Annotated in this window: 22 protein-coding genes; all 22 read right to left on the reverse strand. The window is 69.7% G+C overall.

The annotated features are described in order from the left end of the window. Positions 1–29: 29 nt before the first annotated feature. Complete coding sequence (locus ACE3SG_RS03390; protein ID WP_374562566.1) at positions 30–1,298, reverse strand: hypothetical protein; 1,269 nt, start codon at positions 1,296–1,298, stop codon at positions 30–32. A gap of 19 nt (positions 1,299–1,317) precedes the next feature. Then, entirely contained in the window at positions 1,318–2,799 is a 1,482-nt protein-coding gene (locus ACE3SG_RS03395) for an MBOAT family protein (RefSeq protein WP_374562567.1), read from the reverse strand. A gap of 28 nt (positions 2,800–2,827) precedes the next feature. Continuing rightward, positions 2,828–3,976, reverse strand: coding sequence for a hypothetical protein (locus ACE3SG_RS03400; RefSeq protein WP_374562568.1), 1,149 nt, complete (start codon positions 3,974–3,976; stop codon positions 2,828–2,830). 7 nt (positions 3,977–3,983) lie between these two features. Beyond that, entirely contained in the window at positions 3,984–4,874 is an 891-nt protein-coding gene (gene cysE / locus ACE3SG_RS03405; protein ID WP_374562569.1) for a serine O-acetyltransferase, read from the reverse strand. Next, positions 4,871–6,232: a SulP family inorganic anion transporter gene (locus ACE3SG_RS03410; RefSeq protein ID WP_374562570.1), complete on the reverse strand. Its 1,362-nt coding sequence runs from the start codon at positions 6,230–6,232 to the stop codon at positions 4,871–4,873. The genes cysE and ACE3SG_RS03410 overlap by 4 nt, the downstream gene beginning before the upstream one ends. A 16-nt stretch (positions 6,233–6,248) precedes the next feature. Further along, a complete protein-coding gene (locus tag ACE3SG_RS03415) occupies positions 6,249–7,118 on the reverse strand; it encodes a c-type cytochrome (RefSeq protein ID WP_374562571.1) in 870 nt (289 codons plus the stop codon). A 42-nt stretch (positions 7,119–7,160) separates the two neighbouring features. Beyond that, a complete protein-coding gene (locus ACE3SG_RS03420) occupies positions 7,161–7,607 on the reverse strand; it encodes a DsrE family protein (RefSeq protein ID WP_374562572.1) in 447 nt (148 codons plus the stop codon). 99 nt (positions 7,608–7,706) lie between these two features. Next, a complete protein-coding gene (locus ACE3SG_RS03425) occupies positions 7,707–8,747 on the reverse strand; it encodes a 3-oxoacyl-[acyl-carrier-protein] synthase III C-terminal domain-containing protein (RefSeq protein ID WP_374562573.1) in 1,041 nt (346 codons plus the stop codon). Then, positions 8,723–9,703, reverse strand: a complete 981-nt coding sequence (locus tag ACE3SG_RS03430; RefSeq protein ID WP_374562574.1) for a hypothetical protein — start codon at positions 9,701–9,703, stop codon at positions 8,723–8,725. Before ACE3SG_RS03430 ends, ACE3SG_RS03425 begins: the two co-directional genes overlap by 25 nt. A 21-nt stretch (positions 9,704–9,724) precedes the next feature. Then, positions 9,725–10,726, reverse strand: a complete 1,002-nt coding sequence (locus ACE3SG_RS03435; RefSeq protein WP_374562575.1) for a Rieske 2Fe-2S domain-containing protein — start codon at positions 10,724–10,726, stop codon at positions 9,725–9,727. After that, positions 10,719–11,696: a hypothetical protein gene (locus ACE3SG_RS03440; RefSeq protein WP_374562576.1), complete on the reverse strand. Its 978-nt coding sequence runs from the start codon at positions 11,694–11,696 to the stop codon at positions 10,719–10,721. The genes ACE3SG_RS03435 and ACE3SG_RS03440 overlap by 8 nt, the downstream gene beginning before the upstream one ends. Further along, on the reverse strand, positions 11,693–12,628 hold the full coding sequence (locus tag ACE3SG_RS03445) for a hypothetical protein (RefSeq protein ID WP_374562577.1): 936 nt from the start codon (positions 12,626–12,628) through the stop codon (positions 11,693–11,695). The genes ACE3SG_RS03440 and ACE3SG_RS03445 overlap by 4 nt, the downstream gene beginning before the upstream one ends. Continuing rightward, positions 12,625–13,212, reverse strand: coding sequence for a hypothetical protein (locus ACE3SG_RS03450; protein ID WP_374562578.1), 588 nt, complete (start codon positions 13,210–13,212; stop codon positions 12,625–12,627). The genes ACE3SG_RS03445 and ACE3SG_RS03450 overlap by 4 nt, the downstream gene beginning before the upstream one ends. Further along, a complete protein-coding gene (locus tag ACE3SG_RS03455; RefSeq protein WP_374562579.1) occupies positions 13,209–14,357 on the reverse strand; it encodes a PLP-dependent decarboxylase in 1,149 nt (382 codons plus the stop codon). The genes ACE3SG_RS03450 and ACE3SG_RS03455 overlap by 4 nt, the downstream gene beginning before the upstream one ends. An 8-nt stretch (positions 14,358–14,365) precedes the next feature. Continuing rightward, positions 14,366–14,641 (reverse strand): acyl carrier protein, encoded by a 276-nt coding sequence (locus ACE3SG_RS03460; protein ID WP_374562580.1) that lies wholly within the window; start codon positions 14,639–14,641, stop codon positions 14,366–14,368. Positions 14,642–14,732: 91 nt separating this feature from the next. Beyond that, the gene (locus ACE3SG_RS03465) at positions 14,733–15,851 is read right to left on the reverse strand and encodes an ABC transporter permease (RefSeq protein WP_374562581.1); all 1,119 of its coding nucleotides are present in this window, start codon (positions 15,849–15,851) and stop codon (positions 14,733–14,735) included. Position 15,852: 1 nt separating this feature from the next. Continuing rightward, entirely contained in the window at positions 15,853–16,845 is a 993-nt protein-coding gene (locus ACE3SG_RS03470) for an ATP-binding cassette domain-containing protein (protein WP_374562582.1), read from the reverse strand. Then, on the reverse strand, positions 16,842–18,446 hold the full coding sequence (locus ACE3SG_RS03475; RefSeq protein ID WP_374562583.1) for an acyl-CoA ligase (AMP-forming), exosortase A system-associated: 1,605 nt from the start codon (positions 18,444–18,446) through the stop codon (positions 16,842–16,844). The genes ACE3SG_RS03470 and ACE3SG_RS03475 overlap by 4 nt, the downstream gene beginning before the upstream one ends. Continuing rightward, positions 18,446–20,389: an acyl-CoA dehydrogenase gene (locus ACE3SG_RS03480; RefSeq protein WP_374562584.1), complete on the reverse strand. Its 1,944-nt coding sequence runs from the start codon at positions 20,387–20,389 to the stop codon at positions 18,446–18,448. Before ACE3SG_RS03480 ends, ACE3SG_RS03475 begins: the two co-directional genes overlap by 1 nt. Next, the gene (fabZ, locus tag ACE3SG_RS03485; protein WP_374562585.1) at positions 20,382–20,909 is read right to left on the reverse strand and encodes a 3-hydroxyacyl-ACP dehydratase FabZ; all 528 of its coding nucleotides are present in this window, start codon (positions 20,907–20,909) and stop codon (positions 20,382–20,384) included. Before fabZ ends, ACE3SG_RS03480 begins: the two co-directional genes overlap by 8 nt. An 8-nt stretch (positions 20,910–20,917) precedes the next feature. Next, the gene (locus ACE3SG_RS03490; RefSeq protein WP_374562586.1) at positions 20,918–22,138 is read right to left on the reverse strand and encodes a beta-ketoacyl synthase; all 1,221 of its coding nucleotides are present in this window, start codon (positions 22,136–22,138) and stop codon (positions 20,918–20,920) included. A 56-nt stretch (positions 22,139–22,194) separates the two neighbouring features. Then, on the reverse strand, positions 22,195–22,497 hold the full coding sequence (locus ACE3SG_RS03495) for an acyl carrier protein (RefSeq protein WP_374562587.1): 303 nt from the start codon (positions 22,495–22,497) through the stop codon (positions 22,195–22,197). Positions 22,498–22,502: the final 5 nt, after the last annotated feature.

Genomic DNA, 22,502 nt, shown 5'->3' on the forward strand with positions numbered 1-22,502 from the left:
GGATCTCCGTGAACGGGTTGGAAAAGAATTCAGGCGGCCGGGGCCAGCGCCGGCGTGACGCCGGCGTCTGCCGCGTTGGGGCGCGCATCGGCCAGGCCCAGCGCCTGGCGCAGCGCCGGTGGCCACTGAGCCGGCTCCAGGCCGTGCTGGGTGAAGACCACCAGCACCAGCCGTTCGAGCCCCCACGACGCGCAGCCGCTGAAGGCCGGGCCGCCGCTCGCATCGCTGATGTTGAAGGCCGTGCCGAAGTAGGTGCCGTGCAGGTTGAACGAACCGGCGGCCACGGTGCGCGGCCCGTCGCCGTCACGGCCTTCCACGGCAGCACGCAGTTCGAATTTCAGGTCTTGCCCGCGCTGCCAAAAACTCTTGGCGGTCGACACCGAGGTGAAGAAGGGGTCGCTTGCGGTCTCGATCGTGCAGTCGATGTCCCAGGCGCGGGCCAGCTCCATCGCCAGCTCCATCGCCCACTCGCGGCGCTCGTTGCAGAAGCCGTCTTCGCCCAGCCAGATGATCGAGCGCTGGCAGAACTCCCACAGCCGGTCCAGCCCGACCATGCTCGACGACTCGTAGCGCGCGATGCGGCCGTTGGCCGTTTCCACATGGCCGCGCAGGTCGAGCTTGCGGTTCTCGAGCGTCGGGTAGCAGTGGTAGCACAACGCCGGGCACAGACAGACCTTGGGGTGGCCGAAGGCCCGCGCATCGGGGATGCGCAGTTCGCGCTGGTCGGCGTTGGCGCTGCGAAAGCGCTCGATCGCGTCGTAGTTTTCGTCGAGGTGGCTGACGATCGACAGGTGCTGCGGGAACGAGCTGGTGTAGCCGCACCGCGCCAGCACCTCGGCCGGGATCAGCGCCGGGTAGGCACGCTGCATCGCACCGAAGCGCTCGACCGCGATGTCGGCCAGGCTGCGGTCCAGCGCGTTCGACAAGGCCAATGCGGGGCCGGCGAGCGCCACCTGGCCCTGGCCGAGGTCGAGCACCCAGCCCTTCTCGACCAGCTTCGCGAACACATCGGTCTCGTAGGGCCGCGGGTTGGCGCGCTCGTGGCGCGCCACCACCTTCATCGGCACCGGCCGGAAGCCGCGGCGGATCGCGTCGAGAAAGCGGCGCACACGTTCGCCGACCTCGTCTTCTCGGCCCGCCCGCACGCTGAACACCACCTCGCGGCGATCGGCGCCGACCTTCAGCGCCAACAGGCCGGTGTCGATGTAGACCGATTGCTTCTCGACCTCGGCGACGAGGTCTGCGTGCAGCGGTTCGTCGAGCGTGATGGCGACCGAGCGCCTGTCTTGCATGTCCATGGCGATGCTCCTGAAATCGTTAGAACCGGTAGTAGATGAACTGCGCCGCCTTCGGGATCAGCACCGCCGAAGAACAGAAGACGACCGACGCGAACAGCGTGCCCAGCGTGCCGTGGTGCCAGGTGAAGCGCTGCTGCCAGCGCGGCACCGCGTCCCAGGTTTCTTTCAGCACGACCGGGAAGCGCTCCATGATTTCGTGCGTGTTCGGTGCCAGCAGCGCCACGCCGCCCAGCGCCAGCAGCCAGCCGGCCACGGTGGACGCATCGAGCAGCGTGCTGGCACCGCCCTGCCCGGCCATCGCCTGCAACACGAGCGACGCGGTGGCCATGTCGTCGGAGCGGCTGAAGACCATGCCGCAGACGACGATCAGCGTCGTCATCGCCCAGCCCACGCCCCGCGGCATGGCCGGCAGGTCGAGCTTGACCCACAGGTGGTTGACCGAGATCGCCGCGCCCATCAGCAGGCCGAAGACCATCGCGGTGACGCCGGCACCGTGCCACAGCCCGATCAGGAAGAAGGTCACCAGCATCGGCAGCAGCACCGTCGCCAGGTAGCGCACGATGGCGCCGCCAACGCCGCTCAGGCGCCAGTGCACGGCGGCGCGCATCGCCTTCAGCACCAGCGGCAGGTAGATGTGGTTGGTGAAGAAGCGCGTGGCCGACATGTGCCAGCGGCGCCAGAACTCCATGATGCTGCGCGCCTTCAGCGGTGAGTGGAAGTTGCGCGGTAGGCTCAGGCCGAACAGGCCCGCCAGGCCGGCCGCCATGTCCGAATAGCCCGAGAAGTCGAAGTAGATCTGCAGCGTGTACAGCGACGCTGCGCCCCAGGCGTCGAGCGTCGACAGCGGCACGCCGCGCCCTGCGGCCTCGTAGACGGAGTCGACGTACAGGCCCAGGTTGTCGGCGAACACGACCTTCTTGAACAGGCCGAGCGAGAACAGTGTCAACGCCGGCAGGAACAAGGCCTTCATGCGCGCCAGCGACATGCCGGCGAACTGGCTGAACATCTCGTCGCGCGTGACCACCGGGCCGGCGATCACATACGGGAAGAACGCGACGAACAGCAGATAGCGGCGCAGCGGCGGCAGCCCGTCACGCCGGTCGTTGTAGGTGCTGACCAGGTAGCCGATCTGCTGCACCGTGTAGAACGAGATGCCCAGCGGGATCGACACCGGCGCGCCGTCGCCGAACAGCAGGCCGGCGTACTTCAACCATGCCAGCAGGCCGATGTTGAACGCCACGCCGGTGATCAGCAGCGCACGTGTCTTGCCCACGGAGTGCTCGCGCCAGCGCACCATGCCGGCGGCCAACAGGTGGTTCACCACCACCGACACCAGCAGCTGCGGAATGTGCCGGGGGTCCAGCGATGCGTAGAAGACAAGCGAACACGCCACCAGCCACCAACAGGCGGCGGCGTCCAGGCGCCGATGCACCAGGCCGGCGAAGCCGAGCCAGGCGATCGGCACAAACAGGAACAGGAACTCGTAGCTGGTGAAGAACATGGCGGTCGGCGCGTCGGTGAAGGCCGGTTCAGTTCAGGCCGGGAATGGATCTCAGCACCTGCGTCAGGCAGTGATCGCTCGCGTGGTTGAAGTCGCGGTAGTCCGCCGCGGTGCAGCCCAACGCCAGCGAATCGAACCCGCCGCCGACCAGCGCGCCCGAGGCGGCCGCCACGCTGCGCGTGTCGGCCTCGACCTGGCGGATGTCGTCGTAGTAGGGCGTGCCCTGGATGGCCTTGAAGTACGCCGGGTGGAACGGCGTCTGCACCAGCACCACCTGCACGCCTTGCTTCTTCAGAAAGCCGATCAAGGTGCCCAGTTGCCCCACCAGCTCACGCTTGATGTGGATGCGCGCGGTGCGGTGCTGCGCTGCCGTCTCCAGCGCATCTTTCTCGACGCCCTCGGGCGTCAGCGTCTTCAGGTGCGCTTCGGAAAAGCGCAGCGCGCCATCGCTGCCGATGATGTTCATCTGCGGGTCAGACACCGCGGTGGTCGGGCGCCAGCCGGCCTCTTCGACGCTGCCGCGTTGCAACGACTTGAGCGCCGAGTCGGCCGACAGCAGGTGCGAATACTGGCTGACCGGCACGCTGTCGGTCCACGAATGGGCGGGGATGCCCAGGCGCTCGGACATCTGCTTGTACTCGGGGCTCGTCAGCGTCCACCACAGCTGGTCGTGGCGGTCGAGGTAGTCGAAGCTGAAGAAGCGCACGCTCAAGATCAGCGTCTTCGGCAGGTGGCCGGTGGTGTAGAGCTGCCCGGTCAGCGCGACGATGTCTTCGAAGAAATCGTTGGTGACGAAGGCGTTGTAGAAGCGCTTGTTCGGCGCCACCGCGGCGCTCGCCTCTTGCCAGCGGCTGCCGCCGAAGAGGATGACATCGGGCGTCTCCTTCATCTGCGACAGGTGCTTGCTGCGCAGCGTGCGCCAGTCGATGTTCGGGTCGGCGATCGCCACATTGCCCCCACCCGCCAGCGTGGCGGCCACGGCCTGCTGCTGGTCGCCGTCGTAGGTCAACGGGTTGTAGCGGTAGTTGACGGTGCCGATGCTGCCGAACACCAGCGCCGCGACGCCGACGAACAAGGCGCCCAGGCGCCACGCCGAGCGCCGGCGCGCGGGCTGCGTGGCGGCGGTGGGGTCACCAGACAGGAGGTTCAGCGGCGCTGACGAAGATTGCATGCTCATGGTGGGTTCAGCCAACAAGGCTCGGGTCGATGGGGTGGATGGGGTGGCTGGCGGCAGCGCGCTCACGGGTCGGGATCAGCTCGCGCGGGGCGATGGGGTCGCGCGGGTGCAAGGCCGGATCGTCCACCGGCAGCGGGCCGCTGGCCGCCACCGGCGCGAACTCGCGCACCATGCGAGCCGGCACGCCGACCACCGTGGTGTACGGGCGCACGTGGTGCAGCACCACGCTGCCGGCGCCCACCTGGGCCCCGTCACCGATGCGGATGTTGCCCAGCACCTTGGCACCGGCGCACAGCAGCACGCCGTTGCCGACCTTCGGGTGGCGGTCGCCCTTTTCCTTGCCGGTGCCGCCGAGCGTGACCTCTTGCAGCATCGACACGTCGTCGCCGACGACCGCGGTCTCGCCGATCACGACACTGGTCGCATGGTCGATGAACACCCCGGCGCCGATCCGCGCGGCCGGGTGAATGTCGACCGCAAAGACCTCGGACGTGCGGTGCTGCAAGAAGGCCGCGACACCGTGGCGGCCGCCGCGCCAGTGCAGGTGCGCCGCACGGTGCGCCTGCAGCGCGTGGAAGCCTTTGTGGAACAGGTAGCCGGCGAGCAGTTCGTCGGTCGACGGGTCGCGTTCGACGATCGCGGCCACGTCGCGCCGGCTGGCCACCATACTGGCCGGGTCGGCATGGAACGCATCTGCCAGCGCGCGCGCCAACGGCTCACGGGCCACCGCCTGGGTGCACAGCTTGTCGGCCAGCATGTGGGCCAATGCACCGGCGAGGTCGGCGTGGGCCAGCACCGCGTCGTCGAGCATCCAGCGCAGCAGCGGCTCGCGGGCCTGCATCGTGCGGGCCTGTGCACGCAGCGCCTGCCAGGTCGGGTCGAGGTCTTCGCGCGTCATGGCTGGTCCTTCACGGCAACAGGGGTGCGGTGGGCCAGCACCAGGCTCAGAAAGCCGAGCAGCGCGACCAGCGTGAGGCTGGACTCGACCCCGATCAACAACGCCGCCACGACCGTGCACAAGGCCGCCACGCGGGCGAAACCCCGGTCGGGCCAGATCGCCTGCAGCCCCGAGCGCAACATGCCCCAGCCGATCAGCGCGATCGTGCCGGCCACCGCGGGCAGCGCGATGTAGGCGAACAGCGGCCCGGCCAGCCAGGCCAGCAACAGCAGCAGCACCGAAGACAACACGCCGGCCAGCCGCGTCTCGGCGCCGGCCTTCACATGGGCCGCCGTGCGGTTGAACGAGCCCGAGCCGGCGAAGCCGCCGGTGAACGCCGCCGACAGGTTGGCCATGCCTTGCGCCAACAGCTCGCGGCGCGGGTTCTGCGCGCGCGGGTCGTCGCCGCAGACGGCGCGCGAGATCACCACCGTCTGCAACCCGCCCACCACCGCGATCGCCACTGCGCTGTAGGCCAGTTGCTTGATCACGAACCATTCGTGCCAGCGCAGGTCGGGCATCGACCAGGGCAGCAGCAGCACCTGCAGGTGGCCGATGCGGTCGATGTTGGCCACCGCAGCGCCGAACAACAGGTCGAGCAGCCAGGCCATCAGGCTGCCCCCCACCATCGCCGCCACCAGCGGCGGCAGGCCGGGCACGCGGTAGCGGCCGCACAGGTGCCCGGCCACCAAGGCCGACACCGCCACGGTGATCGAAAACGGGTTCATGGCCGCGTGGTCGATCAACACCGACCAGGCCGACAACCACGGCGACGCCTCCGGCAGCGACAGCACGCCAGTGGCCGGCGCCAGCTGCGAGCCGATCATCACGAAGCCGATGCCGGCCGTCAGCCCATGCGAGACGAAGGGCGGCAGCAAGGCCAGCAGGCCACCGGCACCGCAGGCCGCGAAGACCAGCTGGGTCACACCGACCATCACGCTCAGCACCGCCACCAGCGCGAGGTAGTCGCAGCCACCCGGCGCGGCCAGCGGCAGCAGCGCCGCGGCGATCATCACCGACACCGCCGTGTTGGGCCCGGACAGCAGGCGCGGCGACGCGCCCAGCAGCGCGGCCACGATCACCGGCACCACCGAGGCATACAAGCCCATCTCGGGTGGCAGCCCGGCGATGACGGCAAACGCCACCGCCTGCGGCACCATCACGATCGACGAGACCCAGGCCGCGCGGAGGTCGCCGCTGCGCGGCCGCCAGCCTCGCAGCAGGGCCGGCGCACCGGGCGGCCGCACAGGGGCTGCGGCCTTGTCGTCGCGCGCCAGGGGCCCGAGGTGAGTTGGCACCGGCGTGGTCATCGTGTTCATGCCCGTGTCCTCTCGCTCAGCGTTCCAGCAGGCCGGTGATCAGGCCCTTGCGCGGGTCGGGCCAGCGCTCCTGCAACGTGATCCAGGCGGCCACGTCGAGCGCCTCCTGGTCGGTCAGGTCAGGCTTGTCGTAGGGCATGTTGGCCTTGACGAAGCCGGCCAGCAGGTCGATGCGGTTCATGCCGGCGCCCTTGTTGAAGCTGTCGTGGCCCCACAGCGGCGGGAACACCGCGGCGCCACTGGGCGAACGCACGCCCTCGCCTTCTTTCCCATGGCATTGCGCACAGCGCGCGGCATAGACCGCCTTGCCGCGGAAAGCGTCGGGGTCGGCGCCGGTGCGCGGCACGGTCGGGAAGCCCCGGCCCGGCTGCTCGACGCCGATCGGTTGCCCGATCGACACGAACTGCATGTAGGTCAGCAGTGCGCGCATCTCCTGGCTGTCCTGCGGCGGCGGGAAGCCGTTCATGCTGAAGCGAAAGCACTGCTGGATGCGCTCTTCCAGCGTCGTCACGCGGTCGGTCTTGCCCAGGTAGGCCGGGTACATGCCCCAGGCGGCCCACATCGGCGCAGCGTTGGCGCGGCGGCCGGCGTCCAGGTGGCAGCTGGAACACGACAGCGAGTTGCCGCTGAAGCGGCGCGCGAACACCGGCGTGTTGGTGAAGATCGCGTGGCCCTGGCGCACCAGCTCGCCGTGCTTGTTGGGCGGCAGGTCTGGCAGACCGGTGACAGGCGGCAGCTCGGCCGCGGCCGGCACCGAGGTCACGGCCGCCGCGGCGGTGTGCAGCGGTGCGTCTTCGCGCACGCGGCCGCAGCCGGCGAGCGCCACGAACACCACCGCACAGGCAGCAGCCGAGGCGAGCCAGGTTGGACGACGAAGGGCGGCCATGGCGAGTCCTGATGTCGGGATGGAGATCAGCGCACCGCCCGCTCAGGGCTTGATGTAGGCGTAGCGCTCGGTGACCTGCAGCCGGGTCAGCTCGGCCACGCCGGCGGGCACGATGTTCACGCCGGCCACCAGCGTGGCCGGCTCGACGTTCTTCTGCGTCATCGAGTTGCGGCAGGCCTGGAAACGCACGCCCTTGCCCTGCAGTTCGTTGATCAGCGGGGCGTATTCGCCCACGCGGTCTTTCTCGCCCTGCACCAGCATGAAGATGCCGCGGCCGTTGGCCACCAGCGCCAGCTTGGCGCCCGGCGACGCGACGAGGTGGTTCTTGATGTTGACCAGCGCCTCGCGCGCCGATGCCACGTCGTTGACGTGGTAGACGGCGCGGTCTTCGGCCGCGGCCTCCGGGGCGGCGGCGCTGGCGCGCGAGGCGGCGCCGGCGAACAAGGTGGCGGCAAAGGCAGCGGGGATGTAGCGGCGGATCGGGTTCATGGTGAGGTCACTCCGTGGCGGACAAGGGAAGACAAGCGTGCGCAATGAAAACGAGGCCGGCACAGCGCACCGCCGGCATTGGGAATACGAGGACAAGACTCATGCGGCCTCCTCCAGGCAGGCGGCGGCGGCGAAAGCGGGGGCCGCGTCGGGCGCACCGGCCCAGGCGCGGCTGACGCCCACGGCCGAGAACACGCCCGAGCTGGCCGACGCGAACAGGATCGCGTTGCCGCTGCCGACCTGGGCCGGGTCCTTGAAGCGGTCGAGGAAGTTCAGGAACGGGTCGCAGCAGAACAGGTGGCCGGTGACGCCGATGTTGCGCGAGTGCAGCCGGTCGATCGGCATGCCGAGCAGCTCGATGACCTTCGAGAATGCCGTCAGGTTGGCGTTCATCGGCAGCACCGCATCCACATCGGCCGCGGTCCAGCCCGAGCTGCGGATCACGTCGTCGATCACGTGGTGGGCCAGCACCGCGTAGTTCAGGCCATAGCGGCGCGTCAGCTCCGGCCCCTTGGCCGAGCCGCGGTAGTAGCGGCCGTCGATGTTGTAGGCGATGTGGCCGATGCGGTTGAACTCGGCGTCGCGGCGAATGCGCAGGGCCAGCCCGCCATCGCTCTGGATCGCGTAGTTGCTGACGTTGCGCGAGGTCTCGCCGAACACCTTGTCGGCGCTGACGATCAGCACCTCGCGCAGGTTCGGGTCGCGCCACATCAACGTGCGCAGCAGCCGCAGCGCGCAGACGATCGACGCGCAGTTCTGCTGCGCGATCGAATGGCCGATCGCCCGCGTCATGCCGAAGCGCTTGATCAGCGTTGCCGGGATGCTCGAAGGCGGCGCCATCACGCTGGTGGTGTTGGTGTGGCAGTAGATGACCCGGTCGATGTCGGCCATGCCCTGGCCCGACTCGTCGCACAGCCGCTCGACCGCCGCAACGCACAGCGCCTCGACGCTCATCTGCGGCGCGACGTGGTAGTTCGCCAAGCCGTTGGCCTTCATCGACGGCAGCAGCGCACCGGCCACGCCGGGGCCGACCGCGGCGGCCCAGTCGTCCAGGCCGCGCCGCTCGGCCGGCAGGAACCAGGCCCCGGCGGCGATGCCAAAAGAGGGAGCGCTGCTCACAGCCGCCTCAGCACGGTGCATGCGAACTCTCCGTTGTTGCCGGCGCTCCAGGCCAGCACGCGCGCCCCGGCCGGTACCGCCGCTTCCACGGCGGCCAGCGCCAGCAGCAGGTCGGCCGACCCTGCCTGGGGTTGGCGTGGCGCCGCGGTGGCGGCCGGCACGACCAGCCCGGCCCCCAGGTGGACGCGGGCCGCGAACGCCGCATCGGGCGAGGTGGTCAGCACGGCCTGCAGATTGCCGGGCGCTTGGCCACCTTCTGCCAGAGCCTGCCGCAGCACGCCGGCACCGAACTGTGCGAACGCATCGAGCTCTGCCTGTGGCCACACCGCCAGCGCGTCGCACGGGGTGGTGAAGTGGCGCAGCAGCACCTGCTCGACCGCCCAGCCCTGCTCTTCGCCGCGGCTGACCAGCGCCGCCGCAGCCACGTCGCCGAAGATCAGCCGGCGTGCGTCGGTGCCTGGGCCGCCGAAGACCAGCTTGTCCGAGGCGACCAGCAGCACGTGCTGAGCCTGCTCGGGCCCGTCGACCAGGCCGAGCGCCATGTCCAGCGCAATCCACAGCGCGGTGTGGTGCGCCTGCGAGATCGCAAAGGGGTTGGCCGCACGCAGCGCCAGCTCGAACTGCAGGCGGCCGACGGTCGACTCCGACATGCGCTCGTCCGGCGCTTCGTGGCAGTAGATGACGGCGCCGACACGCCCGCTCGAGCCCGGCGGCATGCGGCCCATCAGCTGGCGCGACACATCGACGGCCAGGTCGGCCGCGCTGGGCCCGCGCCGACGACCGGCACCCAAGGGCACCACGCAGGCCGGCCGTTGCCAGTAGCGGCGCGAGAACATCGCCCGCGCGTTGTCGCGCAGCGTCGTGCAATCGCCCAGCAGCACGCGGCGCGTGATCACCGCGCGCTGCAGCCCCATCGGGCGGCGCGCGGGCGCACCGTGCGTGGCGTCATGCGTGGCGATGGCAGAGATCGAAGCCATTGGCGTTGCACCCTGCCCGGCTTACTGGCGCACCAGCACCAACTTGCGCTGCACCAGCGACTCACGGCCCGCCTGGTCCCACTGGCCCTTCTTCGCCAAGTTCAGGATCTTGCGGCTGAGCAGCGTGGCGTAGTCGGCCGGCACACTGCGCTCGAAACCGTCACCGGCGCGGGCGTAGTTCAGCTGGGCGCTCTCCTGCAGCACGCGGTCCTGTTCCAGCGTCTTGGGCTCGTCGTCGCACCACTCGACGCAATGCTCCTTGCCGCGCTTGCGGGTCAGCCACTCGATGCGGCAGGTGTGCTCGCCGGTGGGCACCATGTGCAGCACGTTGTAGAAGTCGGTCAGCGCGCCCTTCTGCAGCACCGTCACGCGGTCCGGCAGCTCGAAGGTGACCAGCGAATCGGCGTTGGGCGGCACCGGCGCATCGGCAGACTCGGCCACCGGGTAGAACAGCACGTAGCCGTAGTCGGTGACGCGAACCTCGTACTCGTACTCTTTGAAGCCGTTGATCTGGTGGAAGAAGTACGCCGGGTGCGTGCCCTTGTGGGCAAACACCGGGTGCGCGCCGTCGAGCATGTTCTCGAGGAACAGCTCGGCGTTGCACTTGGCGTCGATCGTGCCCTGCTTCCACGCGTATTCGTGGGCGCCATGGATGCGCCGCGGCGGCGCCGGCGGCTCACCCTCGCCCATCCAGACCCAGACGTAGTGGTCTTGCTCGACGACCGGGTAGCTGCGCACCTTGAAGCCAGCCGGGATGGCCGTGCCTTCGCAGAACGACGGCACGTGCACGCACTTGCCACAACCGTCGTACTGCCAGCCGTGGTAGCCGCAGGCGATGTGCTCGTCGACGACCTTGCCGAGCGACAGCTGCACGCCGCGGTGGCAACAGCGGTCTTCGAGCGCGTGGGCCACGCCCTGCGCGGTGCGAAACAGCACGATCTTGTCGGTCAGGATCGTGATGGCCTTCGGCGTGTCTTTCAGTTGCGACGACGCACTGCCGGCGTACCAGTAGTTCTCAAGCATGGCTCTGTAGCTCCAGCGGAAGTTGGCGAGGGGAATGCGGCCGCGCGGCACGCGAATCGATCAAGGGTTCGTCGGCGGGCGCGCCGATCGCACGTTCGAGCGAGGCCACATCGCCGCCGAGGCGGCGAAAGCCGACGCAGGTCTGCGCGTCGACGACGACCGGCGCGAAGCTGTAGTAGCCGTTGTAGGCAATGCCACCGGCCACGACGCTGCAGGCCGACTGCGGCGGCTGCGCCTCGAACCACTCGATCAGCCCGATCCAGGGGTCGGCGCCGAAGCAGTGGCCGTACTCGGCGTTGCGGTTCGGCCCCAGCTGCGTCTTGGCCAGCACACGCTCGGCGGTGGTGGCCAGCGCCCCTTGGGTGAACGGGATGAAGGTCGGCTGCGCGCCGTGCCGGCCGTGGTGGGCCTTCAGCGCCATCACGAAATCGTTGAACGCGCTGTTCGGGTGCGGGCCCGAGCACTGCGGCTCGCGGCTGCGGTCGCTCGGCAGCGTGGCCAGCAGCGTCGTGACGCCGAAACCCGAGGCGCCGATGACCGGGTGGCGGCGCTGCCAGGCCAGGTTGTGCGGGTCCAGGTCGACGATCGCGATCGCGACACGCTTCACGTCGGTGTGGCGCAGGAAGTGGCGCAGCGCATAGCCCCAGCCGGTGCACATGTAGGCGTTGACGATCGCCTGCGGCCGCAAGCCGCAGACCTGCTCGATCGCGTCGAAGAAGCGGGCCTCGCCGGCGGCGCTCATCGTGATCGCCGCGGTCATCACGGTCGACGAGACCACCAGCGCCTCGGCGTCGAAACCGGTGCGCGCCATCGTCTCGGCGAGTTGGCGCCCGGCCAGCTGGCCGCTGAGCGTGATCTGCTGGTCGAGGTCGGCCGCGTCGATCGCGAACGGCGGCTCGACGCGCCAGTGCACCGCCGCGTGGATGTAGGTGTCGGCCAGGTCGGTGGTGGCCATTGCAATGGCGCTCATGCGCAGGCCTCCACCATCGCAGCGGGTTCACCGGCGGTTTCGGCATCACGCCGCAGCTGGTCAGCCTCGCCGCCCCAGTCGCGCAGCGCCAGCTGGATCGACGCGGGCACCTCGAAGCTGCACAACGTGAAGTAGCCGTGGTACGCGAAGGCACCCAGCGTCACGTCGCGGGACTCGGCCGACGGGTGGGCACGGCACCATTCGATCAAGCCGATCCACGGGTCGGCGCCAAAGGTGTGGCCGTAGTCTTCGTGCCGGTTCGGCCACAGGTTGTCGGTGCCGATCATGCGTTCGGCGACGCCGGCAAACCCTTCGGGCAGGAACGGGATGAAGGTCGGCACGCGGCCACGCTCGCGGTGGCTGGCCTTGACCGCATGCAGAAACTCGTTGAACGCGCGGTTCGGGAACGGTCCGCCGCAGCGCGGCAGCGCCGCACCGGCCGGCAGCTCAAGGCCCAGTGTCGTGATGCCGAAGCCGATGCGGCCGATCGCCGCGACATAGGCGCTGGACACGGCTTCGTGGATGTCGGCATCGACGATCGAGATCGCCAGCCGCTGCGCCCCGGCCTGCTGGCCGGCGAAGCGCAGGGCGTAGCCCCAGCCCGCGCATTGGTAGGCCTGCAGCAAGGCCAGCGGGCGGATGCCGCTGTGGCTTGCAATGCGGGCGCTGAAGCCTTCGGCATGCTGCGGCCAGCCGGTCAGCATCGGGCTCAGGCAGGTCGTGCACAGGATGTGGTTCCAGTGCGCCTCGGGCGTGGTGGCGCGCACCTCGTCGAGCTGCGCGCAGACCTCGTCGGCCAGCCAACCCATGCGCTGCGGCGCGGTGCTGGCGTGGCCGCCGAACGGCGCGACGATGCGGGTGTGCAGCGCGGCCTGCACCCGCGGCAGCGGGCGTTGCGGCGCGACAGCCGCCGGCGTGGCTCGGGTGTTCATGCCAACGCCCCCAGCGCACTGTCAGCGACCGGCGCCACGCTCAGGCCCGACAAGCCTTGCAGAAACGCACTGCGGTCGACGAAGCGCTGGAAGCCCTCGACCGCTTCGGCGGTGGGCTCGACCAGCCAGACGGCGAACTCGTTGCGCCCCTGCTCCAGCCCGTCGGCGCGCAGATCCTGCTGGACGATCGCGATGTTGCGGCGGCCGGCGCGGCGCATCGCCGGCAGCAGCTGCAGCGGCGCGTGGGCCACCAGCACGTCGGGCGCCAACAGCTCGGCCGACATCTGCACGTCGAAGTCGGGCCCGTACATGCGCACGCCGATGAAGCTCAGGCCGGGCACCTCGGCGCGCAGCTCGCGCACCACGCCGGTCAGGATGGCGCAGCGCTGCGTCGGCGACACCAGCACCGGCGCGGCCTGCGGCTGCTCGAACAGCGAGACGCTGGCGTACTCGTGCGCATCGGTCATCGGCACGCAGGCCAGCTCGGCCTTGCAAAAGCGCGGCCGGCCGGCGCCGACGTAGGTGCCCGCCACCCGCAGCGCGGCAGGCACGGCCGTTTCCCAGGCTGTCGACGGCGCATTCATGAGGCGATGTAGCGCTGGGCGCCGCGCAGGTTCAGAAAGCCGGTGGGCGAGTAGCTGTGGTACGCGCCGCAGTGGTCGAACACCAGCAGGTCGCCGACGTTCGCCGGCTCACCGTCGAGCTGGCCGATGCGGTCGGCCTTGTTGCAGCTGCTGCCGACCAGCAGCGTCGGCCCCGCCGGCACCGAAGCGTCGGCCTCGGCGGCCAGCGGCACGCGGCGCGGCTGCGCCGGCTTCTTGACGAAGTTCTCGGTCTGGGCGAGCGCAAAGCACTGCGCCATGCCGCCATCGCACACGGCCACGGCGCGGCCGCCCACCGAGCGGGTGGCCAGCACCCGCGTCAGGAAGGCCCCGCCGCGCGAGAACACGGCGCGGCCCGCCTCGTGCATCACCGTCACCGGTTGCTGCTGCAGGCGCGCCAGCGCCGCCCGGTACGGTGCGAAATCGAGACCCGCCTCGCGCCAGTTGGCCGGGATGCCGCCACCGAGGTTGACGAACTCCAGCGCCGCGCCGGCGTGTCCGCGCACGTCGGCCACCAGGTTGGCCATGCGCTCGGCGATCGGCACCGCGCAGTCGCCGAAACTGTTGGAGCCGGCGAACACGTGCAGGCCGGCGATCTTCAGCGGGTCGTCCTTCAGCGCATCGAGCATCGACCACAGCGTGTCCAGGTCCATGCCGAAGTGGTCGCGCTGGCGCTCGGGCGATTCCAGCAGCGCACCGGCGTTGATGCGCAGGCCGATGCGCAACGGGCCGCGGGCCTTGGCCGCGACCTCGCGCACCAACGCCAGCTGCTGCGGGCCATCGATGATCAAGGTGGCGCGGCAGGCCAGCGCGGCGGCGGCGAGCGTCGCGTCCAGCGCCGGGGTGTTGACGTAACGCGGCACCGTCATGCGGCCGACGGTGACGTTCAGTTCACCGAGCGAGGCGATCTCGATGCCGTCGGTGAAGGCGTGGTTGCAGCGCACGAGCAGGTCGAGCACCGGGTTGGCCTTCATCGACACGACCACGGGCGTGCCCAGCTCCGCCCGCAGCCGCGCGTGGTCTTCGATCACGGTCGCCGGGTCGAAGACGTAGCAAGGCGTCTCGAGCGCGGCGAGCGCTTCGGTGTCCGCGTCGCGCAAGGCAACGCTGCTGAGGGTCGAAGCCATGGCCAAAGTCACTTCGCGGTGGCGACTTCGGTCTGTGCGCGGGCCTTGGCGGCCATCGCCTGGAACTGCTCGTCCAGGCCGCGCAGCGTGGTGAACTGGTCGAGGTTGATCGACTCGGGGTCGATCGAGGTCTCGTACAGCTCATCGCAGATCAGGATCAGCTCGACGACGCGCATCGAGTCGAAGCCCAGCTCGCCGATCGCGACATCGGCGTCGATGGCTTCCTGGTTCAGGGCCTTGGCAACGTGGCCGACCAGCAGGTTCAGGGTGTTCTTGGTTTCCATGGTCGTCTTCCTGTCAATGAATGGAATGGAGAGATGCAAAAGGAATCGGAAAGGGACAGCTCGGTACAGGCGGGGTCAGGGGCTCATCGGCTCAACCTCCTGCCTGGCGGTGCCAACGGAACGTCACCCGGGCGATCGTGGCGAACAGCAGCGTCCAGCCCAGCATCGCGGCCAGCAGGCCGAGCTGCTGCCCCAGGCCCTCACCACGCACCAGCACGTGGCGCAGCGCGGTGACGAACTGCGCCGTCGGCAACTGGCGCATCACCTCGCTCACGGCCGTCGGCATCGCCGTCAGCGGCATCGTCAGGTCGCTGAGGAACAGCAAGGCGATGTAGACCAGGTTGGTCGCCAGCGTCGCGCTGGCCACCGTGGCCATGCGGGCGGCCATCGCGGTGCCCATCGCCAGCAGCATCGAGCCGCCGAGCACGATGACCACGGCGGACTGCAGCAGGCGCGGTGCGTTGAAGGTCAGCGGAATGCCGAACAGGTAGTGGCCGCCGAACAGCAGCGCGAACGCCGCCACGCACAGCACCAGCAGGCGCGACAGCAGCATCGCCGACAGGAACGAGCCGGCGCTGATCGGCATGCAGGCCATCATCTTGAAGCCGTTGCGCTCGCGCCGGTAGGCCAGCGCGATGCAGATCGTCGTCATGCCGGCCGACATCATCGACATCACCAGGATGCCGGTCAGCGTGTAGTGCGTGAACGACAGCGACGGCGCCGCGTCGCGGTCATCGACCACCACGTCGACCGACTCGGGCGCCTCGGCCACGTCGGCGTTGAAACGCACGGTCAGCGCACGCACCACGCGCACCGCGAACTGCGCCGGCATGCCGTCTTGCGCATAGGTGACCTTCACGTCGACCGGCCGCTTGCGCTCGACCGCGTAGCCGAAGCCTTCGGGCACCGTGATGCGCACCGCCTGCTTGCCGAGCCGGCTGTCGGGGTCGACGTCGCTCAGCTTGCCGGGGATCGCGTCTTTCTCGTTGAAGGTCGAGCCGACCAGCGCGATGAAGCGCTCGCTCAGCGGCGTGCGGTCGAGGTCGGCGATCTCGATCGTCTGGAGCGGCAGCTTCCCTTCGGTGCCGTACGAGAACAGCATCATGAAGAGAAAGAAGAACGGGAAGATCAGGATCCAGAACAGCGTGGTCGAGTCCCGCAGCAGGATCATCGTCTCGTTGTAGACCAGCGTGGCGAGGCGGCGGAACATCTCAGGCTCCCTCTTTGGCGCAATGGCGCAGCAGGTCGACCAGCGTGCTGCGGCCAGCTTCGACCGACTGCACGCCGGCGCGGTCGACCAGCGCTCGCGCCAGGTCGGCCAGCGGCTCGGCGGCGGCCACCTGCACCCGCGCGCCATCGGTGTGAATGCGCGCGCCGCTGGGCACGTCGCTCGCCAGCGACTGCGCCAGCCGTGCGGCGCCGGCCTCGTCTTCACACTGCGCGACCAACCGGTAGTCACCCACCAGTTCATGGCGCAGGTGTTCCGGTGCGTCGTAGCGCGCCAGGCCATCGGTCTTCAGCCAGGCCACCTTGTCGACCAGGCTGAACTCTTCGATCGTGTGACAGCTCATCACGATCGTTGCGCGCGTCTGGCGGCGGATCAACGCGGAGAGGTTCTTCGCGAACTGCGGGTCCAGCCCGGTGAAGGGCTCGTCGAGGAACAGGATCTCAGGCTCGTGGGCCAGCGCCAGGAACAGGTCGATGCGCTGTGTCTCGCCGCGCGACAAGAACTCGTACAGCCGCGGCAGCAGCGCCGGCACGCCGAGTGCCTCCATCACCTCGCCCGAGGTGTGGTCGAACAGCGCACGGTGCATGGCCACCAGCTCGCGCACCCGCGGGCGGCCGGGGAAGGCCACGCGTTGCAGTTGCACGCCCAGGCGCTTGCGCAGCTCGGGCCGGCGGTGCCACTGTGCCAACTCGGTGCCGAGCATCGTGCCCTCGACCCGCGCGCCTTCACGCAAGCCCAGCAGCGCTTCGACGACGCTGGTCTTGCCGACGCCGTTGCGCCCGATCATCGCGACCTTGTGGCCCCGCTCGATCTGCCAGCCCTCGATCGTCAGCAGGCCGCGCGGCAGCGGCACCGACAGGTGGCGCAACGCCAATGCGGGGCCGGCTGCAGCCTCGGTCTGCACCACAGCCAGCGCCGGTGCCGGCGACGGGCGGGCCGCCCCATAGCCTGCTTCGGTGGCCAACGAGGTCTTCATGCCGTGGTCTCCGCCGCTGCCGGGGCGGCGGCTGCCGCGGCACGCGTCTCGGCATGCAGCTGCACGCACAGCTCGCGCAGATGCACCCTGTCGATCTTGCCGTTGGCCGAGCGCGGCAGCTGGTCCAGCACGACCAGGCGCGGCGCCATGTAGGCTGGCAGCGCCTTGGCGCAGTGCGCGTCGACCAGCGCGCGATCGAAGTCGTCGCCGCTCGGGGCAACGGTGGCGTAGATCGCATCGCCGATGTCGCCGTCGGGCACGCCGAACGCGGCAGCGTCGCGCACGCCCGGCGCCGCGCTGAGCACGCTCTCGATCTCGGTCGGGCTGATGCGGTAGCCGCTGGTCTTGATCATCTCGTCGCGGCGGCCAACGAAGTACAAGAAGCCCTCGGCGTCGCGCCGAACGATGTCGCCCGACCAGACCGCCATCTCGGTCGCCAGGCCATCGGCCAGCCGGGGCGGCAGCGGGCGAAAGCGCTCGGCGGTCTTCTCCGGCGCGTTCCAGTAGCCCATCGAGACCAGCGCACCGCGGTGCACCAGTTCGCCCGGCTCGTCGTCGTCACAGACGCTGCCGTCGGCGCGCAGCACCAGGATCTCGGCATTCGGGATCGCCTTGCCGATCGAACCCGGCCGGCGCTCGACCTCGGCCGGGTCGAGGTAGGTCGAGCGGAAGGCCTCGGTCAGCCCATACATCAGGAACGGCCGCGCCTTCGTGAAGGTCTGCCGCAGTTGCGCCAGCAGCGTCGCGTTCATGTGCCCGCCGGTGTTGGCGAACAGGCGCACCTGGTCGGTCGCGATGCCCTCCCAGCGCGCGCTGGCCAGCAGCGACCACAGCGGCGGCACCGCGGTGATCGAGGTGATGCCGTGCTGGCCGACCGCGGCCGCGGCCTGCTGCGCCTGCAGCGGCGTGTGCAGCACGACCTTGGCACCCACCGCCAGGCCGGTGCTGAGCTGGCTCAGGCCGGCATCGAAACTGATCGGCAGCAGCGCCAGGATCGCGTCTTCGGCCTGGGTGCTGAGGTAGGCGTTGACCGCTTGGCAGCCGGCCACCAGGTTGCGGTGCGAGACGACCACACCTTTCGGGTGGCCGGTGGAGCCCGAGGTGTAGAGGATCGCCGCGGCGTCGACGTCGATGCGGCGATGCACCGGCGCATCGGCCCTCGCCGCCATCAGCAGCGACGTCAGGCTCGTCAGCGACTCGTCGGCCACCGTCGCCGCCCCCGCCAGCACCACACGCACCGGCGCATCGGCCAGCAGCGGGCGCAGCTCACCCAGGCGGTGCGGCGTGGTCACCAGCAGTTCGGCGCCGCAGTCGCGCACGATGTAGGCCACCTGCTGCGCCTTCAGCTTCGGGTTGACCGGCACGACGATGCCGCCGGCGTGCACCACCGCCAGCAACAGCGCAGCGGTGTCGACCGACTTGTCGAGGAACAGCGCCACGCGGCCTTGCGAACTCAGCCCCGCGGCCAGCAGGGCATCGGCAAAGCGGCGCACCCGACCGGCCAGCGCGGCGTAGTCGAGCGCGTGGCGCTCGTCGAGCAAGGCGGGGCGAAACGGCGCGCGGCTGGCCGAGTCGAAAAGCAAGGTGGCCAGGTTTTGCATCACACGCCCTCCGCGAAGCCGAACTCGAGCGAGTCGGCATGCACGTAGCTCGCGTCGCCGCGGCCGATGACCTGGCGCAGCGTTGCCACCCGGGGCAGCACGTTGTGCACGAAGTAGCGGGCAGACTTGAGCTTGCCCGAGTAGAAGGCGCGGTCGGCGTGGTCTTCGCCGATCTCGCCCAGCCGCCGTGTCGCGATGCAGGCGGCTTCGAGCAGGTTCCAGGCCACCATCACGTCGCCGAACATCGTCAACACCCGCGAACAGAATTGGCTGACCAGCAGCAGCTTGCCGGCGTCGGCCTGGGCGGCGATGTCCTGCAGCGCGTCTTTCAGGTGGCGCAGCGCCTCGGCCACGGCGGCGAACTCGCGCGTCAGCCCCGGGTACTGCGCCGACTGCGCGAGGCTGCGGCTGACCTCTTCTTCAAACGCGCCGAAGGCGGTCGACTGGCGGCCGAAGCCGAGGCGGTCGCGCACCAGGTGCTGCGACTGGATGTAGTTGGTGCCTTCCCAGATCGTCAGGATCTTCATGTCCCGCGCGTACTGTTCGAGCGGGCGGCGGCGCAGGTAGCCTTCGGCGCCGTGGACCTGGATCGCCTGGGTCACGACGTTCCAGGCCTCTTCGGAGATGTAGGCCTTGCCGATCGGGCTGTACATGTACATCAGCCGCGAATGGCGATCGAGCTCGGCGCGGTCGATCGGCTGGCCCAGGTGGTCCTGCAGGTACTGGTAGTGCTGCACCATCGACGCGTGGTACGAGATGCGCCCCATCAGGATGCGGCAGCCCTCGACCTTGGACTTCATGTCGAGCAGCATCCGCTGCACGTCCAGGTGCTCGATGATCGGCACCTTCGGCGCACGCGGGTTCGACGACTCATCGAAGCGGGCGCCTTGCGTGCGCTGGCGGGCATAACGCACCGCATGCAGGTACGCCGACGAGGCCAGCCCGACGCTGTGGATGCCCGTGTGCACCCGCGCCTTGGTCATCAGGTTGGCCAGCTGCAGCAGCGCCACGTTGGCCTTGTTGCCGAGCAGGAAGCCGCGCGTGGGCTGCTCGCCGCGGCCGAACACGAGCCGCGTGTTGGCGCAGCCGTTCAGCCCCATCTTGTCTTCGACGTGGGCGCAGACGACGTTGTTGGGGCTCAGCGAGCCGTCGGCCTCGGGCCAGTAGCGCGGCACGATGAAGCAAGACAGCGACATCGGCGACTGCGCCGCGCTGGCCATGCGGCCGATCACCAGGTGGATGGTGTTCTTCGTCAGCGAGTGCATGCCGGCGCTGATGTAGACCTTCTCGCCGGTGATCGCGTAGACGTCGTCGCCCAGCGGCCGCGCGGTCGTGCGCACCGCCGTCAGGTCGGAGCCGGCCTCGGCCTCGGTGGCGCAGAAGCAGGCGTCCCATTCGACCGTGTCGAGCTTGTCGACGAACAGCGCCTTCTGCCGCTCGGTGCCGCGCTGGCGCAGCAAGGTGGCCGCCGCCGGCGTGAAGCCGCAATAGGTCATGAAGGCCGGGTTGGCGCCGATGAACGACTCGCCCATCACCTGGTTGACGAGGTGCGGGTACATCACCTCGCCTTCGTCGTAGCCGGTGGCCTCGTCGCCTTGGCGGCGCATCCAGTTCCAGTCGCGCAGGTGCTCGTCCCACAGCTCGTGGAAGGCGGCAGGAATGTGCACCGTGTCGTCGTCGATGCGGCGCGCCGGATCGCGGTCGCCGGCGCTGTAGGCCGCCGACAGGCGCTGCGAGTGCGCACGCGCCTTGACCCGCAGCGCCTCGACGGATTCACGCGTGCCCTGGTGGAACGGCGCGTTCTTCATCACGGTTTCGTCGGCGCGGAAGAACTCCCACAAGAAGAAGTCGATCTCGCGCGGGTCGCTCAGGTAGGCCGGCACGGTGGCCGGCGCTTCGTCGTTCCAGTCGATGCCGGGGTCGGCGATCGTCATGTCATTCATCGTGGGCTCCAAGAAGAGCGGGCATCGTTGGGGTGGCTGTCGGGGCGTGGCGCGGGGCCGCCGCCACGGGGAAAGTCGTCGGTGCAGGTGCCAGCGTCGCGGTCAAGGTGGCCTCGGCCGCCAGCTCGCCGTTGACTTCGGCCCGGGCCGACAGGCGCCAGAACGGGCCCCAGGCGCGCAACGAGCGCACGCTCAGGTCGAGCCGGTCGCCCGGCTGCACCAGCCGGCGGAACCGTGCGTGGTCGACGCCGACGAGGTAGGGCAGCCGCGGGCCGGTGTCCGAGCGGGTGCTGTGCGCGGCGAGCACGCAGGCCGTCTGCGCCATCGCCTCGAGGATCAGCACGCCGGGAAAGATCGGCTGGCCCGGAAAGTGGCCCTTGAACCAGGGGTCGTCGAGCGTCACGTCTTTCTCGGCGCTGGCGTGCTCGAACGGGCTCACCGAGACGATGCGGTCGATCAGCAGCATCGGCGGCCGGTGCGGCAGCGCGTCGAGCAGGTCCAGGCGTTCGGCGGCGTTCATCATCGCGCTCACATGCCGTGGGCAGCCCGCACCGCGAGCACCGCGTTGTGGCCACCGAACGCGAACGAGTTGCTGAGCGCCGCCTTGCAGCTCGCCGGCCGGGCCTCGTTGGGCACGTAGTCCAGGTCGCATTCCGGGTCCCGCTCGACGAAGTTCATGGTCGGCGGCGAGAAGCCGCGCTCCAGGCTGATCAGCGTGGCGATCAGCTCGATCGCACCGGCGGCACCCAGCGTGTGACCATGCATCGACTTGGTCGACGACACGTGCAGCCGGTCGGCCCCGTGGCCGAACACGCGGCGGATCGCCTTCGTCTCGGTCAGGTCGTTGGCCGCGGTGGCGGTGCCGTGCGCGTTGACGTAGCCGACCTCGTCTTCGCTCATCCGTGCGTCGTCCAGGCAAGCGCGGATCGCCGCGGCCTGGCCTTCCATCGACGGCATCAGGATGTGGTGCGCGTCGGAGTTCATTGCGCAGCCGGCCAGCTCGCCCAGGATCGTGGCCCCACGTGCACGGGCCCGGGCCAGCGACTCCAGCACCAGCATGCCGGCGCCCTCGCCGATCACCAGGCCGCGGCGGCCTTTCGAGAACGGGCGGCAGGTGTCGGGCGACAGCACGCGCAGCGCGTCCCAGCCCTTCAGGTTGCCCTCGAGCAGCGCCGCTTCGGCACCACCGACGATGGCCGCGTCGACCACGCCGGCGCGGATCATCTGCAGGCCCAGCGCCGCCGCGTAGGCCGACGACGCACAGGCGGTGGCCACCATGAAGGCCGGCCCGGTGATGCCATGCAGCAGGCTGATGTGACTGGCCGGCGCGTTGGCCATGATGCGTGGCACCGTCATCGGGTGCATGCGCCGGGTGCGGTCGCCGAAGAAGTTGCCGTAGGTGCTTTCGACGGTGGCCAGGCAGCCCGAGGCACTGCCGAAGATCACCGCGGTGCGGGTGCCGATCTCGCCCTCGAAATCGAGCCCGCTCTCTTGAACCGCTTCACGCGCCGCGATGACGGCGAACTGGGTGGCGCGGTCCATCATCGACAGGTCGGTTGCACTGAACTCCGCCGCGCCGTCGTAGCCGCTCAACGCGGCGCCGACGCGGGGCATGTCGGCCAGTGCGCCGATGCCGTTGCGACCCTCGGCCAGCGCCTGGGCGAAGCCGGGCACGCCGCGGCCGATGGACGACAGAACACCGCGCCCCGTCACGACGACGCGTTCGTGTGCTTCACGGTGCAGGCTCATGGCGTCTGCTCCCGTGCGGCGATCAGGTGGAGGCGGGCGTTCATCGTGGCCTCGGATCAGGCGCGGGCGATGCCGAGGTCGGCGTCCAGCCCCAGGCCCTGCTCGGCCTTGGCTTCGATCAGGTCGACCACCGTGTCCAGCAGCACGCCGACCGACTCCAGCCGACCTTCGTTGGCGTTGTACGGAATCGAGATGCCGTACTTCTCTTCGATCGAGAAGATCACCTCGACCAACTGCAGCGAGGTGATGCCGAGGTCGGCCAGGCCCGCTTCGGGCATCACCGTCGCGGGGTCCACCTGCACGATGTCGGCCAGCAGGCGGACGAGCTCACGTTCGATGATCGATCGTTGGGTGGTCATGGGAG

The sequence above is a fragment of the Ideonella sp. genome, from assembly GCF_041914305.1.
GTDB lineage: Bacteria > Pseudomonadota > Gammaproteobacteria > Burkholderiales > Burkholderiaceae_C > Ideonella.

Bases quoted from the DNA above. Each gene is read 5' to 3' on its own strand.
- ACE3SG_RS03445 (WP_374562577.1), bottom strand. From the start codon at position 12,628: ATGAACACCCGAGCCACGCCGGCGGCTGTCGCGCCGCAACGCCCGCTG.
- ACE3SG_RS03390 (WP_374562566.1), bottom strand. From the start codon at position 1,298: ATGGACATGCAAGACAGGCGCTCGGTCGCCATCACGCTCGACGAACCG.
- fabZ (WP_374562585.1), bottom strand. From the start codon at position 20,909: ATGAACGCCGCCGAACGCCTGGACCTGCTCGACGCGCTGCCGCACCGG.
- ACE3SG_RS03455 (WP_374562579.1), bottom strand. From the start codon at position 14,357: ATGGCTTCGACCCTCAGCAGCGTTGCCTTGCGCGACGCGGACACCGAA.
- ACE3SG_RS03400 (WP_374562568.1), bottom strand. From the start codon at position 3,976: ATGAGCATGCAATCTTCGTCAGCGCCGCTGAACCTCCTGTCTGGTGAC.
- ACE3SG_RS03425 (WP_374562573.1), bottom strand. From the start codon at position 8,747: ATGCACCGTGCTGAGGCGGCTGTGAGCAGCGCTCCCTCTTTTGGCATC.
- ACE3SG_RS03415 (WP_374562571.1), bottom strand. From the start codon at position 7,118: ATGGCCGCCCTTCGTCGTCCAACCTGGCTCGCCTCGGCTGCTGCCTGT.
- ACE3SG_RS03435 (WP_374562575.1), bottom strand. From the start codon at position 10,726: ATGCTTGAGAACTACTGGTACGCCGGCAGTGCGTCGTCGCAACTGAAA.
- ACE3SG_RS03430 (WP_374562574.1), bottom strand. From the start codon at position 9,703: ATGGCTTCGATCTCTGCCATCGCCACGCATGACGCCACGCACGGTGCG.
- ACE3SG_RS03490 (WP_374562586.1), bottom strand. From the start codon at position 22,138: ATGAGCCTGCACCGTGAAGCACACGAACGCGTCGTCGTGACGGGGCGC.
- ACE3SG_RS03450 (WP_374562578.1), bottom strand. From the start codon at position 13,212: ATGAATGCGCCGTCGACAGCCTGGGAAACGGCCGTGCCTGCCGCGCTG.
- ACE3SG_RS03460 (WP_374562580.1), bottom strand. From the start codon at position 14,641: ATGGAAACCAAGAACACCCTGAACCTGCTGGTCGGCCACGTTGCCAAG.
- cysE (WP_374562569.1), bottom strand. From the start codon at position 4,874: ATGACGCGCGAAGACCTCGACCCGACCTGGCAGGCGCTGCGTGCACAG.
- ACE3SG_RS03465 (WP_374562581.1), bottom strand. From the start codon at position 15,851: ATGTTCCGCCGCCTCGCCACGCTGGTCTACAACGAGACGATGATCCTG.
- ACE3SG_RS03395 (WP_374562567.1), bottom strand. From the start codon at position 2,799: ATGTTCTTCACCAGCTACGAGTTCCTGTTCCTGTTTGTGCCGATCGCC.
- ACE3SG_RS03420 (WP_374562572.1), bottom strand. From the start codon at position 7,607: ATGAACCCGATCCGCCGCTACATCCCCGCTGCCTTTGCCGCCACCTTG.
- ACE3SG_RS03410 (WP_374562570.1), bottom strand. From the start codon at position 6,232: ATGAACACGATGACCACGCCGGTGCCAACTCACCTCGGGCCCCTGGCG.
- ACE3SG_RS03480 (WP_374562584.1), bottom strand. From the start codon at position 20,389: ATGAATGACATGACGATCGCCGACCCCGGCATCGACTGGAACGACGAA.
- ACE3SG_RS03470 (WP_374562582.1), bottom strand. From the start codon at position 16,845: ATGAAGACCTCGTTGGCCACCGAAGCAGGCTATGGGGCGGCCCGCCCG.
- ACE3SG_RS03440 (WP_374562576.1), bottom strand. From the start codon at position 11,696: ATGAGCGCCATTGCAATGGCCACCACCGACCTGGCCGACACCTACATC.
- ACE3SG_RS03475 (WP_374562583.1), bottom strand. From the start codon at position 18,446: ATGCAAAACCTGGCCACCTTGCTTTTCGACTCGGCCAGCCGCGCGCCG.
- ACE3SG_RS03495 (WP_374562587.1), bottom strand. From the start codon at position 22,497: ATGACCACCCAACGATCGATCATCGAACGTGAGCTCGTCCGCCTGCTG.